The 13,130-nt window shown below is 61.0% G+C and carries 13 protein-coding genes; 4 read left to right on the forward strand and 9 right to left on the reverse strand.

Going from position 1 to position 13,130, the window contains the following annotated elements; all coding sequences use genetic code 11:
- The 4 genes from LOY28_RS00050 to glyQ all read right to left on the reverse strand — a co-directional run bounded on the left by LOY28_RS00050 (position 1) and on the right by glyQ (position 4,410).
- The gene (locus LOY28_RS00050) at positions 1–780 is read right to left on the reverse strand and encodes a 1-acyl-sn-glycerol-3-phosphate acyltransferase (RefSeq protein WP_018927315.1); all 780 of its coding nucleotides are present in this window, start codon (positions 778–780) and stop codon (positions 1–3) included.
- Between the two features lie 81 nt (positions 781–861).
- Positions 862–1,401 (reverse strand): D-glycero-beta-D-manno-heptose 1,7-bisphosphate 7-phosphatase, encoded by a 540-nt coding sequence (gene gmhB, locus LOY28_RS00055; protein WP_167331188.1) that lies wholly within the window; start codon positions 1,399–1,401, stop codon positions 862–864.
- Between the two features lie 4 nt (positions 1,402–1,405).
- A complete protein-coding gene (glyS, locus tag LOY28_RS00060) occupies positions 1,406–3,460 on the reverse strand; it encodes a glycine--tRNA ligase subunit beta (protein WP_018927313.1) in 2,055 nt (684 codons plus the stop codon).
- Positions 3,457–4,410, reverse strand: coding sequence for a glycine--tRNA ligase subunit alpha (gene glyQ / locus LOY28_RS00065; RefSeq protein WP_003213601.1), 954 nt, complete (start codon positions 4,408–4,410; stop codon positions 3,457–3,459). The genes glyS and glyQ overlap by 4 nt, the downstream gene beginning before the upstream one ends.
- Positions 4,411–4,491: 81 nt before the next feature.
- Between glyQ and tag the strand changes: the two genes are divergently transcribed.
- Both tag and LOY28_RS00075 read left to right on the forward strand, forming a co-directional pair.
- A complete protein-coding gene (gene tag, locus LOY28_RS00070; RefSeq protein ID WP_018927312.1) occupies positions 4,492–5,049 on the forward strand; it encodes a DNA-3-methyladenine glycosylase I in 558 nt (185 codons plus the stop codon).
- Positions 5,050–5,089: 40 nt separating this feature from the next.
- A complete protein-coding gene (locus LOY28_RS00075; RefSeq protein WP_018927311.1) occupies positions 5,090–5,977 on the forward strand; it encodes a lysophospholipid acyltransferase in 888 nt (295 codons plus the stop codon).
- Positions 5,978–6,037: 60 nt separating this feature from the next.
- On the opposite strand, the gene LOY28_RS00080 is transcribed toward LOY28_RS00075, so the two are convergent.
- The 5 genes from LOY28_RS00080 to def all read right to left on the reverse strand — a co-directional run bounded on the left by LOY28_RS00080 (position 6,038) and on the right by def (position 10,734).
- Positions 6,038–6,352, reverse strand: a complete 315-nt coding sequence (locus tag LOY28_RS00080; RefSeq protein ID WP_018927310.1) for a tetratricopeptide repeat protein — start codon at positions 6,350–6,352, stop codon at positions 6,038–6,040.
- A 142-nt stretch (positions 6,353–6,494) separates the two neighbouring features.
- Positions 6,495–7,868: a Trk system potassium transporter TrkA gene (gene trkA / locus LOY28_RS00085; protein WP_018927309.1), complete on the reverse strand. Its 1,374-nt coding sequence runs from the start codon at positions 7,866–7,868 to the stop codon at positions 6,495–6,497.
- A 22-nt stretch (positions 7,869–7,890) separates the two neighbouring features.
- Positions 7,891–9,201: a 16S rRNA (cytosine(967)-C(5))-methyltransferase RsmB gene (gene rsmB, locus LOY28_RS00090; RefSeq protein ID WP_258612896.1), complete on the reverse strand. Its 1,311-nt coding sequence runs from the start codon at positions 9,199–9,201 to the stop codon at positions 7,891–7,893.
- Positions 9,198–10,157 (reverse strand): methionyl-tRNA formyltransferase, encoded by a 960-nt coding sequence (gene fmt, locus LOY28_RS00095; protein ID WP_258612897.1) that lies wholly within the window; start codon positions 10,155–10,157, stop codon positions 9,198–9,200. The genes rsmB and fmt overlap by 4 nt, the downstream gene beginning before the upstream one ends.
- Positions 10,158–10,227: 70 nt before the next feature.
- Positions 10,228–10,734, reverse strand: coding sequence for a peptide deformylase (def, locus tag LOY28_RS00100; RefSeq protein WP_007941507.1), 507 nt, complete (start codon positions 10,732–10,734; stop codon positions 10,228–10,230).
- Positions 10,735–10,903: 169 nt separating this feature from the next.
- Here def and LOY28_RS00105 point away from each other — a divergent pair, with 169 nt between their 5' ends.
- A complete protein-coding gene (locus tag LOY28_RS00105; protein ID WP_258612898.1) occupies positions 10,904–11,929 on the forward strand; it encodes a LysM peptidoglycan-binding domain-containing protein in 1,026 nt (341 codons plus the stop codon).
- Between the two features lie 80 nt (positions 11,930–12,009).
- Positions 12,010–13,116 carry a DNA-processing protein DprA gene (gene dprA / locus LOY28_RS00110; RefSeq protein ID WP_258612899.1) on the forward strand — a complete coding sequence of 369 codons (1,107 nt, stop codon included), beginning with the start codon at positions 12,010–12,012 and terminating at the stop codon, positions 13,114–13,116.
- Positions 13,117–13,130: the final 14 nt, after the last annotated feature.

The raw sequence follows: 13,130 nt of genomic DNA on the forward strand, positions 1-13,130 counted from the left end.
TCAGACAGTCACTTGGTCGGTCGCACTCGGTGCTGCCGGGGCTGCTGGCAGCGAACCCATTTCGCGCTGCATCTGTTCGTTCCAGGCCTGCACCCGGTCATTCAGGTCGGCGATGGCCCGTGGCCCGCTACCCTCGGCGTACATCGGGGCGCCGATGATCACGGTGATCACGCCCTGCTTTTTGGCCCAACCGGTTTTTGGCCAGAACTTGCCGGCATTGTGTGCAATTGGCAGCACGGGCAATGACGCATTGACGGCCAACGCGGTGCCGCCTCGGGAGAACTTGCCGATGGTGCCGTAGGGAACGCGAGTCCCCTCCGGGAAAATCAGCACCCAGACATTGTCCTTGAGCAGTTCATCGCCCTTCTTCGCTACATGCTTGAGCGCGGCTTTCGGGTTGTCGCGGTCGATGGCGATCGGCCGCAGCATGGCCATGGCCCAGCCGAAGAACGGCACGTAGAGCAGTTCGCGCTTGAGCACCTGGCTCAACGGTTCGAAGTAGGCCGAGAGAAAGAACGTCTCCCAGGTGCTCTGGTGGTTCGACTGAATCACGCAGGGCTGTTCAGGCACATTCTCGGCGCCCTTCACTTCGTAGCGAATACCCAGAAAGACTTTGCTCAGCCACAAGGCGCAGCGGCACCAGTACACGTTGATAAAGCGATAACGCGCCTTGAACGGCAGAAACGGCGCGATAAAAAAGCTCAGGGTGCACCAGAGTAACGAACTGGTGCCCAGCAGCAGGTAAAAGAGGAAAGTTCTGATGGCCTGCAGTATCGACATGGCGACATTTACCGTTGCGGGCACTGCCCGCCTATTCAAGCGCACTCCCGATCAGTCCTTGGCCAGGATGTCAGAAGAGCCTTAGTTGTGGATAAGTTCTGCGGCAATCGCCGCCAGATCGTCAAAAATCAAGGTGCCTGCCGGTAGGGTCTTGCCCTGAGTCTTTTCGCCTTTCCCGGTCTTTACCAAAACTGGCTGACAGTCGACGGCTTTGGCGGCCTCCAGGTCACCGAGAGTATCGCCGACGAACCATAGATTCGTCAGCGAAACGTTGTAATGCGCGGCGATGGTTTTCAACATCCCGGGTTTTGGCTTGCGGCAATCGCAGCCATCGTCTGGCCCGTGCGGGCAATAGACGATCAGACCGACTTCGCCGCCCTGCTCTGCCACCAACTCGCGCAAGCGGGCGTGCATGGTCTCCAGGGTGGCGATGTCGTAATAGCCGCGAGCGATGCCCGACTGGTTGGTGGCGACCGCCACCGTCCAGCCGGCCTTGCTCAACTGCGCGATCGCTTCGATCGAACCGGGGAGTGGAATCCACTCCTCCACCGACTTGATGTACGCGTCGGAGTCGTAATTGATAACCCCGTCCCGATCGAGAATCAGCAGTTTCAACAGCAGCTCCTCAGCCCAGCAACGAAATGTCGGCGACGCCGAGGAACAACCCACGCAGACGCGCCAGCAGCGCATAGCGGTTGGCTCGCACCTTGGCGTCTTCGGCGTTGACCATCACGGCCTCGAAGAACGCATCCACTGGTTCGCGCAATGCGGCCAGACGCGCCAGCGATTCGCTGTACTGACGGGCAGCGGCCATTGGCTGCACAGCCTGGTCTGCCTGCTGGATCGCCGAATACAGCGAGAACTCGTTGGCGTTGTCGAAGTACTTGGCTTCAACGACCGTCGGCACGGAGCCTTCGACTTTGCTCAGCAGGTTCGACACGCGCTTGTTCACGGCGGCCAGGGCAGCGGCTTCCGGCAATTTGCGGAACGCTTCTACCGCTTGTACACGCTGGTCGAAGTCCAGGGCCGAACCCGGCTTCAGGGCACGTACCGACAGGTAGGTCGCGACGTCCACGCCTTCGTCTTCGTAACGGGCACGCAGACGGTCGAAGATGAACTCCAGCACGGCATCATTAAGGCCGGCAGCCTTGACCTTGGCACCGAACGCATTCACGGCGAAGGCCACGGCGTCGTTCAGGTCGAGGTCGAGCTTCTTGTCGATCAGGATCCGCAACACACCCAGCGCGGCGCGGCGCAGGGCATACGGGTCTTTGCTGCCGGTCGGCAGCATGCCGATACCGAAAATGCCCACCAGGGTGTCGAGCTTGTCGGCAATGGCCACGGCCGCACCGGTCAGGGTGGTAGGCAGTTCAGCGCCGGCACCGCGCGGCATGTACTGCTCGTTCAGCGCCAGGGCGACGTCTTCCGGCTCGCCGTCGTTGAGGGCGTAGTAGTAACCGGCGACACCTTGCATCTCCGGGAACTCACCGACCATTTCGGTCGCCAGGTCGCACTTGGACAGCAGGCCGGCACGCGCCGCCCAGGAAGCATTGCCGCCGATGCGAGCGGCAATGTAGGCCGCCAGTTTCGACACGCGCTCGGCCTTGTCGTAGACACTGCCGAGTTTTTCCTGGAACACCACGTTCTGCAGACGCAGATTGAACTCTTCGAGTTTTTGCTTCTTGTCTTGCTTGAAGAAGAACTCGGCATCGGTCAGGCGTGGGCGAACCACTTTTTCGTTACCGGCGATGATCTGCTGTGGATCCTTGCTTTCGATGTTGGCCACGGTAATGAAACGAGGCAGCAACTTGCCGTCGGCATCCAGCAGGCAGAAGTACTTCTGATTGTCCTGCATGGTGGTGATCAGCGCTTCTTGCGGCACGTCGAGGAAACGTTCTTCGAACGAGCACACCAGCGGCACCGGCCATTCAACCAGCGCGGTCACTTCGTCGAGCAGGTTTGGCGGCACGATGGCCGTACCTTCCTGCATCGTCGCCAGTTCTTCGGTGCGCTTGCTGATCAGCTCGCGACGCTCGTTGGCATCGGCCAGTACATAAGCAGCACGCAGATCGTTCAGGTAGTTGGCCGGCGAGGTGATGCGCACGCTTTCAGGGTGGTGGAAGCGGTGACCACGGGAATCGCGGCCGGCCTTCTGGGCGAGGATGGTGCAGTCGATGACGTGGTCACCGAGCAGCATCACCAACCATTGGGTCGGACGAACGAATTCTTCCTTGCGGGCACCCCAGCGCATGCGCTTGGGGATCGGCAGGTCGTTCAGGGAATCTTCGACGATGGTCGGCATCAGGCTCGCGGTCGGCTTGCCGGCGATGCTTTGGCTGTAGCGCAGCTTCGGGCCGCTCTGATCGATTTCGCTCAGTTCTACACCGCACTTCTTGGCGAAGCCCAGGGCTGCTTGAGTCGGGTTGCCTTCGGCATCGAACGCTGCCTGGCGTGGCGGGCCGTCGAGGTTGATGCTGCGATCCGGCTGCTGGGTCGCCAGCGCGGTAATCAGCACGGCCAGACGACGCGGCGCGGCGTAGACGGTTTTGCTCTCGTAGTTCAGGCCAGCGGCTTGCAGGCCTTTGTCGATACCGGCCAGGAATGCCTCGGCCAGGGTGTTCAGGGCTTTGGGTGGCAGTTCTTCGGTGCCCAGTTCAACCAGAAAATCTTGAGCACTCATTGTGCAGCCTCCAGCTTGGCCAGTACTTCATCACGCAGGTCCGGGGTCGCCATCGGGAAGCCGAGCTTGGCGCGAGCCAGCAGATAGGCTTGCGCAACGGAACGCGCCAGGGTGCGTACACGCAGAATGTATTGCTGACGCGCGGTCACCGAGATCGCCCGGCGCGCATCCAGCAGGTTGAAGGTGTGGGAAGCCTTCAACACCATTTCGTAGCTCGGCAACGGCAGCGGCTGGTCGAGTTCGATCAGGCGCTTGGCTTCGCTTTCATAGAAGTCGAACAGTTCGAACAGCTTCTCGACGTTGGCGTGTTCGAAGTTGTAGGTCGACTGCTCCACTTCGTTCTGGTGGAACACGTCGCCGTAGGTCACCTTGCCGAACGGACCGTCAGCCCAGACCAGGTCGTAGACCGAGTCCACGCCTTGCAGGTACATGGCCAGACGCTCCAGACCGTAAGTGATCTCGCCGGTCACCGGGTAGCACTCGATGCCGCCCGCTTGCTGGAAGTAAGTGAACTGCGTCACTTCCATGCCGTTGAGCCAGACTTCCCAGCCCAGACCCCAGGCGCCCAGCGTTGGCGACTCCCAGTTGTCTTCGACGAAACGGATGTCATGCACCAGCGGGTCCAGACCCACGTGCTTGAGGGAGCCCAGGTACAGTTCCTGGAAGTTGTCCGGGTTCGGCTTCAGCACTACCTGGAACTGATAGTAGTGCTGCAGACGGTTCGGGTTTTCACCGTAGCGGCCGTCAGTCGGGCGACGACTGGGCTGCACATAAGCGGCGTTCCAGGTTTCCGGGCCAATGGCGCGCAGGAACGTGGCAGTGTGGAAAGTGCCGGCGCCTACTTCCATATCGTAGGGCTGAAGTACCACACAACCTTGCTCGGCCCAGTATTGCTGGAGGGCGAGGATCAAGTCTTGGAAGGTACGCACGGCTGGCGTAGGCTGGCTCACGAAATTCACCTGTTTCTTGGGCTGCGATTTAAAGAGCGGGAGTATACCCGATTCGGTCCTGCGCACGCCCCCTGGAGCCTTATGCCACGCTGCTTTTGGTGTACCGAAGATCCGCTGTACATGGCTTATCACGATCAGGAGTGGGGCACGCCGCTACGCGATGCGCAGGGATTGTTCGAGTTGCTTTTGCTCGAAGGGTTCCAGGCCGGGCTTTCCTGGATCACTGTATTGCGCAAGCGAGAGCGTTATCGCGAGGTGCTGTTCGGCTTCGACGTGCAGCGCGTGGCGCAGATGAGCGATGCGGAAATCGATGAACTGATGCTCGATCCGGGGATCATTCGCAATCGTCTCAAACTCAACGCAGCCCGGCGCAATGCCCAGGCCTGGCTGGAGCTGGAAGACCCGGTGGCGTTTCTCTGGTCGTTCGTCGGCGGCACGCCGGTGATCAATCATTTCAAGGATCGCAGTGAAGTGCCGGCGGTGACACCGGCCGCCATCGAGATGAGTAAAGGCCTGAAAAAAGCCGGCTTCACGTTCGTCGGCCCGACCATTTGTTACGCGCTGATGCAGGCTTCAGGCATGGTCATGGACCACACCCTGGATTGCGATCGCTACGCCACGTTGACGAACGGCGGTTAGAATAGCCGCCTCGCGCACAGCACAAGATCAGGAGTGACCTGTGGATAAGTTTAAAGGCGCCTTGCTGGTAGGCGCTCTGCGGCTGTTTGCCCTACTGCCATGGCGGGCAGTGCAGGCGGTGGGTTCGGCGATTGGCTGGATCATGTGGAAAACCCCCAACCGTTCCCGCGACGTGGTGCGGATCAACCTCGCCAAGTGCTTTCCGCAGATGGACCCGGCCGAGCGTGAGCGTCTGGTGGGTCAAAGCCTGAAAGACATCGGCAAGTCTCTGACTGAAAGCGCCTGCGCGTGGATCTGGCCGGCCCAGCGTTCCATTGAACTGGTGCGCGAAGTCGAAGGCCTCGACGTTTTGAAAGAGGCGTTGGCGTCCGGTAAAGGCGTGGTTGGCATCACCAGCCACTTGGGCAACTGGGAAGTGTTGAACCACTTCTATTGCAGCCAGTGCAAACCGATCATTTTCTACCGTCCGCCAAAACTGAAGGCGGTGGATGAGTTGCTGCGCAAGCAGCGGGTGCAATTGGGTAACCGGGTGGCGGCTTCCACCAAGGAAGGCATCCTCAGCGTGATCAAGGAAGTGCGCAAGGGGGGCGCGGTAGGCATTCCGGCTGACCCGGAACCGGCCGAATCCGCCGGGATCTTCGTGCCGTTCTTCGCCACTCAGGCCCTGACCAGCAAATTCGTGCCGAACATGCTCGCCGGTGGCAAAGCGGTCGGCGTGTTCCTGCATGCCCTGCGGTTGCCGGACGGTTCGGGTTACAAAGTGATTCTCGAAGCCGCGCCAGAGGCCATGTACAGCACCGATACCGAAACCTCCTGCGCGGCCATGAGCCAGGTAGTCGAGCGCTACGTGCGGGCTTATCCGAGCCAGTACATGTGGAGCATGAAGCGCTTCAAGAAGCGTCCGCCGGGTGAAGAACGCTGGTATTGAGGTTGCTGTGGATAACTCCGCAGGCTGCGATCTATTGATCTTGGCCTGCGTTACCGCTGATCAGTGCGCCTGACGTTCAAGCTTTTTCAGAAACACCGTCATCTCCTTCTCCGCCTGTTTGTCGCCATGGGCGCGGGCAGCTTCCAGACCCTGCTCCCAGGCCTGTCGCGCCGCCGCGTAATCCGCCAGCGCCAGATGGGCCTTGCCCAAGAGCTTCCAGGCTGCCGAATACTTCGGATCGAACTCGACGCAGCGCTGGAAATGCTCTGCGGCCTTGGCGTTTTCCCCAAGATCCAGATAACCCTTGCCCAGGCCGAAGCGCAGCAATGAGTTATCCACACCCTTGGCGAGCATTTTTTCCAGGGATTCGATCATTGGGTGGCACCTCTGGTTTTTTGGGGGAGTTCGAAATCGCCTTCGCGGGCAAGCCTCGCTCCTACAGGTTTGAGCCGTCCAGCTATTATGCGAACGACTGAACCGTGTAGGAGCGAGGCTTGCCCGCGAAGAGGCCTTCGGATCAGAAGAAGCTCAACCCCACATGGAACAGCTTCTCCACATCCCGAATATGCTTCTTATCCACAAGGAACAGAATCACATGGTCGCCGGTTTCGATCACGGTGTCGTCGTGGGCGATGATCACTTCTTCATCGCGGATGATCGCGCCGATGGTGGTGCCCGGTGGCAGGCCGATGTTTTCGATGGCCTTGCCGATCACCTTGCTCGACTTCGCATCGCCGTGGGCAATCGCCTCGATGGCTTCCGCCGCGCCCCTGCGCAGTGAGTGCACGCTGACAATGTCCCCGCGCCGGACGTGGGCCAGCAAGGTGCCGATGGTCGCCAGTTGCGGACTGATGGCGATGTCGATGTCGCCGCCCTGGATCAGGTCGACGTAGGCCGGGTTGTTGATGATCGTCATCACCTTCTTCGCGCCCAGGCGCTTGGCCAGCAGCGAAGACATGATATTGGCTTCATCATCGTTGGTCAGGGCCAGGAAAATATCGGCGTCGGCGATGTTCTCTTCCAGCAACAGATCCCGGTCTGAAGCACTGCCCTGCAACACCACGGTGCTGTCGAGGTTGTCCGAGAGGTAGCGGCAGCGGGCCGGGTTCATCTCGATGATCTTCACCTGGTAACGGCTTTCGATGGCCTCGGCCAGGCGTTCACCGATCTGCCCGCCACCGGCGATGACGATGCGTTTGTAGCTTTCATCGAGGCGGCGCATTTCGCTCATCACTGCGCGAATGTTCGCTTTGGCGGCGATGAAAAACACTTCGTCGTCAGCCTCGATCACCGTATCGCCTTGGGGCAGGATCGGCCGGTCACGACGGAAAATCGCCGCGACGCGGGTTTCGACATTCGGCATGTGTTCGCGTAACTGGCGCAATTGCTGGCCCACCAGCGGCCCGCCGTAGTACGCCTTGACCGCCACCAGCTGCGCCTTGCCTTCGGCGAAGTCGATCACCTGCAACGCGCCCGGATGCTGGATCAGGCGCTTGATGTAATTGGTGACTACTTGCTCCGGACTGATCAGCACGTCGACCGGAATCGCTTCGTTGTCGAACAGTTCGGCACGGGTCAGGTACGCGGCTTCGCGGACCCGGGCGATCTTGGTGGGGGTGTGGAACAGGGTGTGGGCGACCTGACAGGCGACCATGTTGGTTTCGTCACTGTTGGTCACGGCCACCAGCATGTCAGCGTCGTCGGCACCAGCCTGCCGCAGTACGGTTGGCAGCGAACCGCGACCCTGCACGGTGCGGATGTCCAGCCGATCGCCAAGGTCGCGCAGGCGTTCGCCATCGGTGTCGACCACGGTGATGTCGTTGGCCTCGCTGGCCAAGTGTTCTGCCAGCGAACCGCCGACCTGCCCTGCGCCGAGGATGATGATCTTCATCCAGTCACTCCCTTAAACCCGGTTAACCGCGCGCGGCGGCAATCTTGATCAGCTTGGCGTAGTAGAACCCGTCGTGGCCGCCTTCCTGGGCCAGCAACTGGCGACCATGGGGCTGCTTGATGCCGGCCGCCGTGGCGAGGTCCAGTTCACGGGCGCCTGGCGTGCGGGCGAGGAACGCTTCGATGACTTCGGTGTTTTCGGTCGGCAGCGTGGAGCAGGTGGCGTAAAGCAGAATGCCGCCCACCTCCAGAGTTATCCACATGGCGTCGAGCAGTTCGCCCTGAAGCACCGCCAGTGCGGCGATGTCGTCGGGTTGGCGGGTCAGTTTGATATCCGGGTGACGGCGGATCACCCCGGTGGCCGAGCATGGCGCGTCGAGCAGAATGCGCTGGAACGGCTTGCCGTCCCACCAGGTGGCGGTATCGCGACCGTCGGCGGCGATCAGTTCGGCACTCAGACCCAGGCGTGCGAGGTTTTCCCGCACCCGCACCAGACGCTTGGCTTCCAGATCCACAGCCACCACGCCGGCCAGTTTGGGCTCGGCCTCAAGGATGTGGCAGGTCTTGCCGCCCGGTGCGCAGCAGGCGTCCAGCACCCGTTGGCCCGGCGCGAGGTCCAGCAGATCGGCGGCCAATTGAGCGGCTTCGTCCTGCACGCTGATCCAGCCTTCGGCGAAACCCGGCAGGCCGCGCACGTCGGCAGCAGCATCGAGAATGATGCCGTCGCGACTATAAATGCAGGGCTTGGCGGCTACGCCAGCGTCACTCAGCAAGCCAAGGTAAGCGTCGCGAGAGTGATGACGACGATTGACCCGCAGAATCATCGGCGGGTGTGCGTTGTTCGCTGCGCAAATGGCTTCCCATTGTTCAGGCCAGAAGGCCTTGAGGGATTTTTGCAGCCAGCGCGGGTGGGCGGTGCGCACCACCGGGTCGCGTTCCAGCTCGGCCAGCAGCGCTTCGTTTTCCCGTTGGGCGCGGCGCAGTACGGCGTTGAGCAAGGCTTTGGCCCACGGCTTTTTCAGTTTGTCGGCGCAACCGACGGTTTCGCCGATGGCGGCGTGAGCCGGGACGCGGGTATAGAGCAGTTGATAAAGCCCCACCAGCAACAGCGCCTCGACATCGGCATCAGCCGCCTTGAACGGCTTTTGCAGCAGCTTGGCCGCCAACGCCGACAAACGCGGCTGCCAGCGAGCCGTGCCGAACGCCAGGTCCTGGGTGAAGCCGCGATCGCGGTCTTCGACCTTGTCCATTTGTGTCGGCAGAGAACTGTTGAGTGAGGCTTTTCCGTTAAGGACTGCAGCAAGTGCCTTGGCGGCGGCCAGACGTGGGTTCATTGAGCGTCTGCCGTTTGACCGAGGACGGTGCCGACGGCGAATTTCTCACGACGGCTGTTGAACAAGTCGCTGAAGTTCAGTGCCTTGCCGCCGGGTAATTGCAGACGGGTCAGGCACAGCGCCTGTTCACCGCAGGCGACGATCAAGCCGTCCTTGCTGGCGCTGAGGATTTCCCCCGGTGCGCCCTGCCCTTCGGCCAGGCTTGCGGCCAACACTTTCAGCGCTTCGCCGTTCAGCGTGCTGTGGCAGATCGGCCATGGATTGAAGGCGCGGACCAGACGCTCCAGCTCAACCGCCGGGCGGTTCCAGTCGATGCGCGCTTCGTCCTTGTTCAATTTGTGTGCATAGGTGGCGAGGCTGTCGTCCTGCACTTCGCCTTCCAGTGTGCCCGCAGCCAGGCCGGCAATCGCCTGGATCACGGCCGGTGGGCCCATCTCTGCGAGGCGATCGTGGAGGCTGCCGCCGGTGTCTTCGGCGCTGATCGGCGTGGTGACCTTGAGCAGCATCGGTCCGGTATCGAGGCCGGCTTCCATGCGCATCACGGTCACGCCGCTTTCGCTGTCGCCCGCTTCAACGGCACGCTGGATCGGCGCCGCACCGCGCCAGCGTGGCAGCAAGGAGGCGTGGCTGTTGATGCAACCCAGGCGTGGGATATCCAGCACCACTTGCGGCAGGATCAGGCCGTAGGCGACCACCACCATCAAATCCGGTTTCAGCGCGGCCAGTTCCGCCTGAGCGTCTTCGTTGCGCAGGGTTGGCGGTTGCAACACCGGGATGTTGTGCTCCAGAGCCAATTGCTTGACCGGGCTTGGCATCAGCTTCTGTCCACGGCCCGCCGGACGGTCCGGTTGGGTGTAGACCGCAACGATCTCGTAAGGACTGCCCAGCAGGGCCTTGAGGTGTTCGGCGGCGAATTCCGGGGTGCCGGCAAAGACAATGCGCAGTGGCTCAGTCATGGAAGTTCTCAATTGCAAAGCATCTTGAAAAGAAAAAGGCTTGCCGCGGCAAGCCTTTGAAAGAAGGGCATCAAGCGTTCTGGCGGTGGAGCTTTTCCAGTTTCTTCTTGATCCGGTCGCGTTTGAGCGTGGACAGGTAATCGACGAACAACTTGCCGTTGAGGTGGTCGCATTCATGCTGGATGCACACGGCGAGCAAGCCTTCGGCGATCAGTTCGTAAGGCTGGCCGTCGCGGTCCAGGGCCTTGATCTTGACCTTTTGCGGGCGATCGACGTTTTCGTAGAAGCCCGGCACCGAGAGGCAGCCTTCCTGGTACTGACCCATCTCGTCGGTCAGGGTTTCGAACTCGGGGTTGATGAACACCCGCGGTTCACTGCGGTCTTCGGAGAGGTCCATCACGACGATACGTTTGTGCACGTTGACCTGGGTAGCGGCGAGGCCGATGCCTGGCGCTTCATACATTGTTTCAAACATGTCATCGACCAACTGACGCACTTCGTCGTCCACTACGGCCACTGGTTTGGCGATAGTGCGCAGGCGCGAATCGGGGAATTCGAGGATGTCTAAAATGGCCATAAGCTTAATTGCTGCACGTGTGAGGTAAAGTCGGGTCGATGGCCTGGCGAGTCCGAAGATGCAGGCTACCGTTGTGAACGTAGCTTCCGGCTTTTCAATAATGAGCCGGAGGCGAGCCACGAGGGCTCTGGCGTTTCACGCGAACGTACATAATAAAGGGATTCACCGCATGAGGAAATCACTACTCGCCTTGCTCCTTCTGGCCTCGGCCGGTTTTGCGCATGGGCAAGTGCAACTCAGGGAAGGTTTTCCACAGCAATACACCGTGGTGGCAGGGGACACACTCTGGGACATTTCCGGCAAATACCTGCGTGAGCCGTGGCAGTGGCCGCAGCTTTGGCAAGCCAATCCACAGATTGAAAACCCCAATCTCATCTATCCCGGCGATACGCTGTCGCTGGTCTACGTCAACGGTCAGCCACGCCTGACCCTCAACCGCGGCGCTTCCCGGGGCACCATCAAGCTGTCGCCACGAGTCCGCAGTTCGCCGGTGGCCGACGCCATCCCGAGCATTCCGCTGAAGTCGATCAACAGTTTTCTGTTGAGCAATCGCATCGTCGACAAGCTCGAGGATTTCGACAAGGCGCCCTACATCGTTGCCGGAGATGCCGAACGGGTACTCAGCGGCACCGGCGATCGAATCTTCGCGCGTGGCCATTTCGACCCGGCGCAGTCGGTCTACGGCATCTTTCGTCAGGGCAAGGTCTACACCGATCCGCAGAGCAAGGAGTTCCTGGGGATCAACGCCGACGACATCGGTGGTGGCGAAATCATTGCCACTGAGGGCGACGTCGCCACCCTGGCCCTGCAACGCACCACTCAAGAGGTGCGACTCGGCGACCGGTTGTTCAGCGGCGAAGAGCGCTCGATCAATTCGACCTTCATGCCCAGTGCGCCAACCACCGACATCAATGGCCTGATCATCGATGTGCCGCGTGGGGTCACCCAGATTGGCGCGCTGGATGTCGTCACGCTGAACAAGGGGCAGCGCGATGGCCTGGCCGAGGGCAATGTGCTGGTGGTGATGAAAACCGGCGAAACCGTGCGCGACCGGATCACCGGTCAGCCCTTGAAAATCCCCGACGAACGGGCCGGCCTGCTGATGGTATTCCGCACCTACGACAAGCTCAGCTACGGGCTGGTGCTCAACGCATCGCGCTCCTTGGCGGTGATGGACAAGGTGCGAAATCCTTAAGCCTGCTCACAAGTTACCAACAGAGTTATCCACAGCTTATTCCCGATTCGACGGGACCTTATAACGATCAAGGATGATCCATGTCGCTGTCTGCCTGTACGTCCGTTTCCCCTGCGGAACTGGAAGCCCGTTTACGCCTGCACCTTTTGCCTGGACTCGGTCCGGCACGTTTCAAGAAGTTGCTGGAGGCTTTCGGTTCTGCCTCCAAAGCCATCAGCGCACCCGCCAGCGCCTGGCGCGCGTTGGGCCTGCCCCTCGCTTGCGCGGAGGCCCGGCGCTGCAGTGAAATTCGTGATGGCGCCAGCCACGCATTGGCCTGGCTAGAGCGTCCGGGCCAGCATTTACTGATGTGGGACCAACCTGACTACCCCGCGCTGCTGGGGCAAATCAGTGATGCGCCGCCGCTATTATTCGTCGCGGGCGATCCGGGCATTCTGGAAAAACCGCAGTTGGCGATGGTCGGCAGCCGTCGCGCATCGCGACCGGGCATGGATACCGCCAGTGCGTTTTCCCGCAGTCTGGCCGGCGCCGGTTTTGTCATCACCAGCGGTCTGGCCCTGGGCATCGATGCCGCCGCGCATCAGGCGGCTCTGGACGTTGGCGGGCAAACGGTAGGGGTGCTTGGCACGGGACTTGAAAATTTTTATCCACAGCGCAATCGACGACTGGCGGACGCCATGATCGCCTCGGGAAGCGCCGTACTTTCGGAGTTCCCGCTGGACGCCGGGCCTTCCCCGGGCAACTTCCCCCGGCGCAATCGAATCATCAGCGGTTTGTCCCTTGGTGTGTTGGTGGTCGAGGCAAGTATTGCCAGCGGTTCATTGATTACCGCGAGGCTGGCGGCGGAACAGGGGCGTGAGGTGTATGCGATTCCAGGTTCGATTCACCACCCTGGCGCAAAGGGTTGCCATCAGTTGATTCGCGACGGTGCGGTGCTGGTGGAAACCATCGAGCACATCCTTGAGGCCTTGCGCGGCTGGCAACGGCTGCCGTTATCCACAGAAACGCCGCAAACGACGGTAACTCATCCACTGCTCATGTTGCTCCACGCGGCGCCTCATACCAGCGAAGCCCTGGCGGTCACCAGCGGCTGGGCCTTGTCGAAAGTGCTGGCAGCGCTGACGGAGCTGGAGATGGATGGCCGGGCGGTCTGTGAGAGCGGTCGATGGTTTGCGCGGGTAAACTAGGTTTTATAAGGAAG

The sequence above is a fragment of the Pseudomonas sp. B21-017 genome (genome assembly GCF_024749245.1).
Lineage (GTDB): Bacteria > Pseudomonadota > Gammaproteobacteria > Pseudomonadales > Pseudomonadaceae > Aquipseudomonas.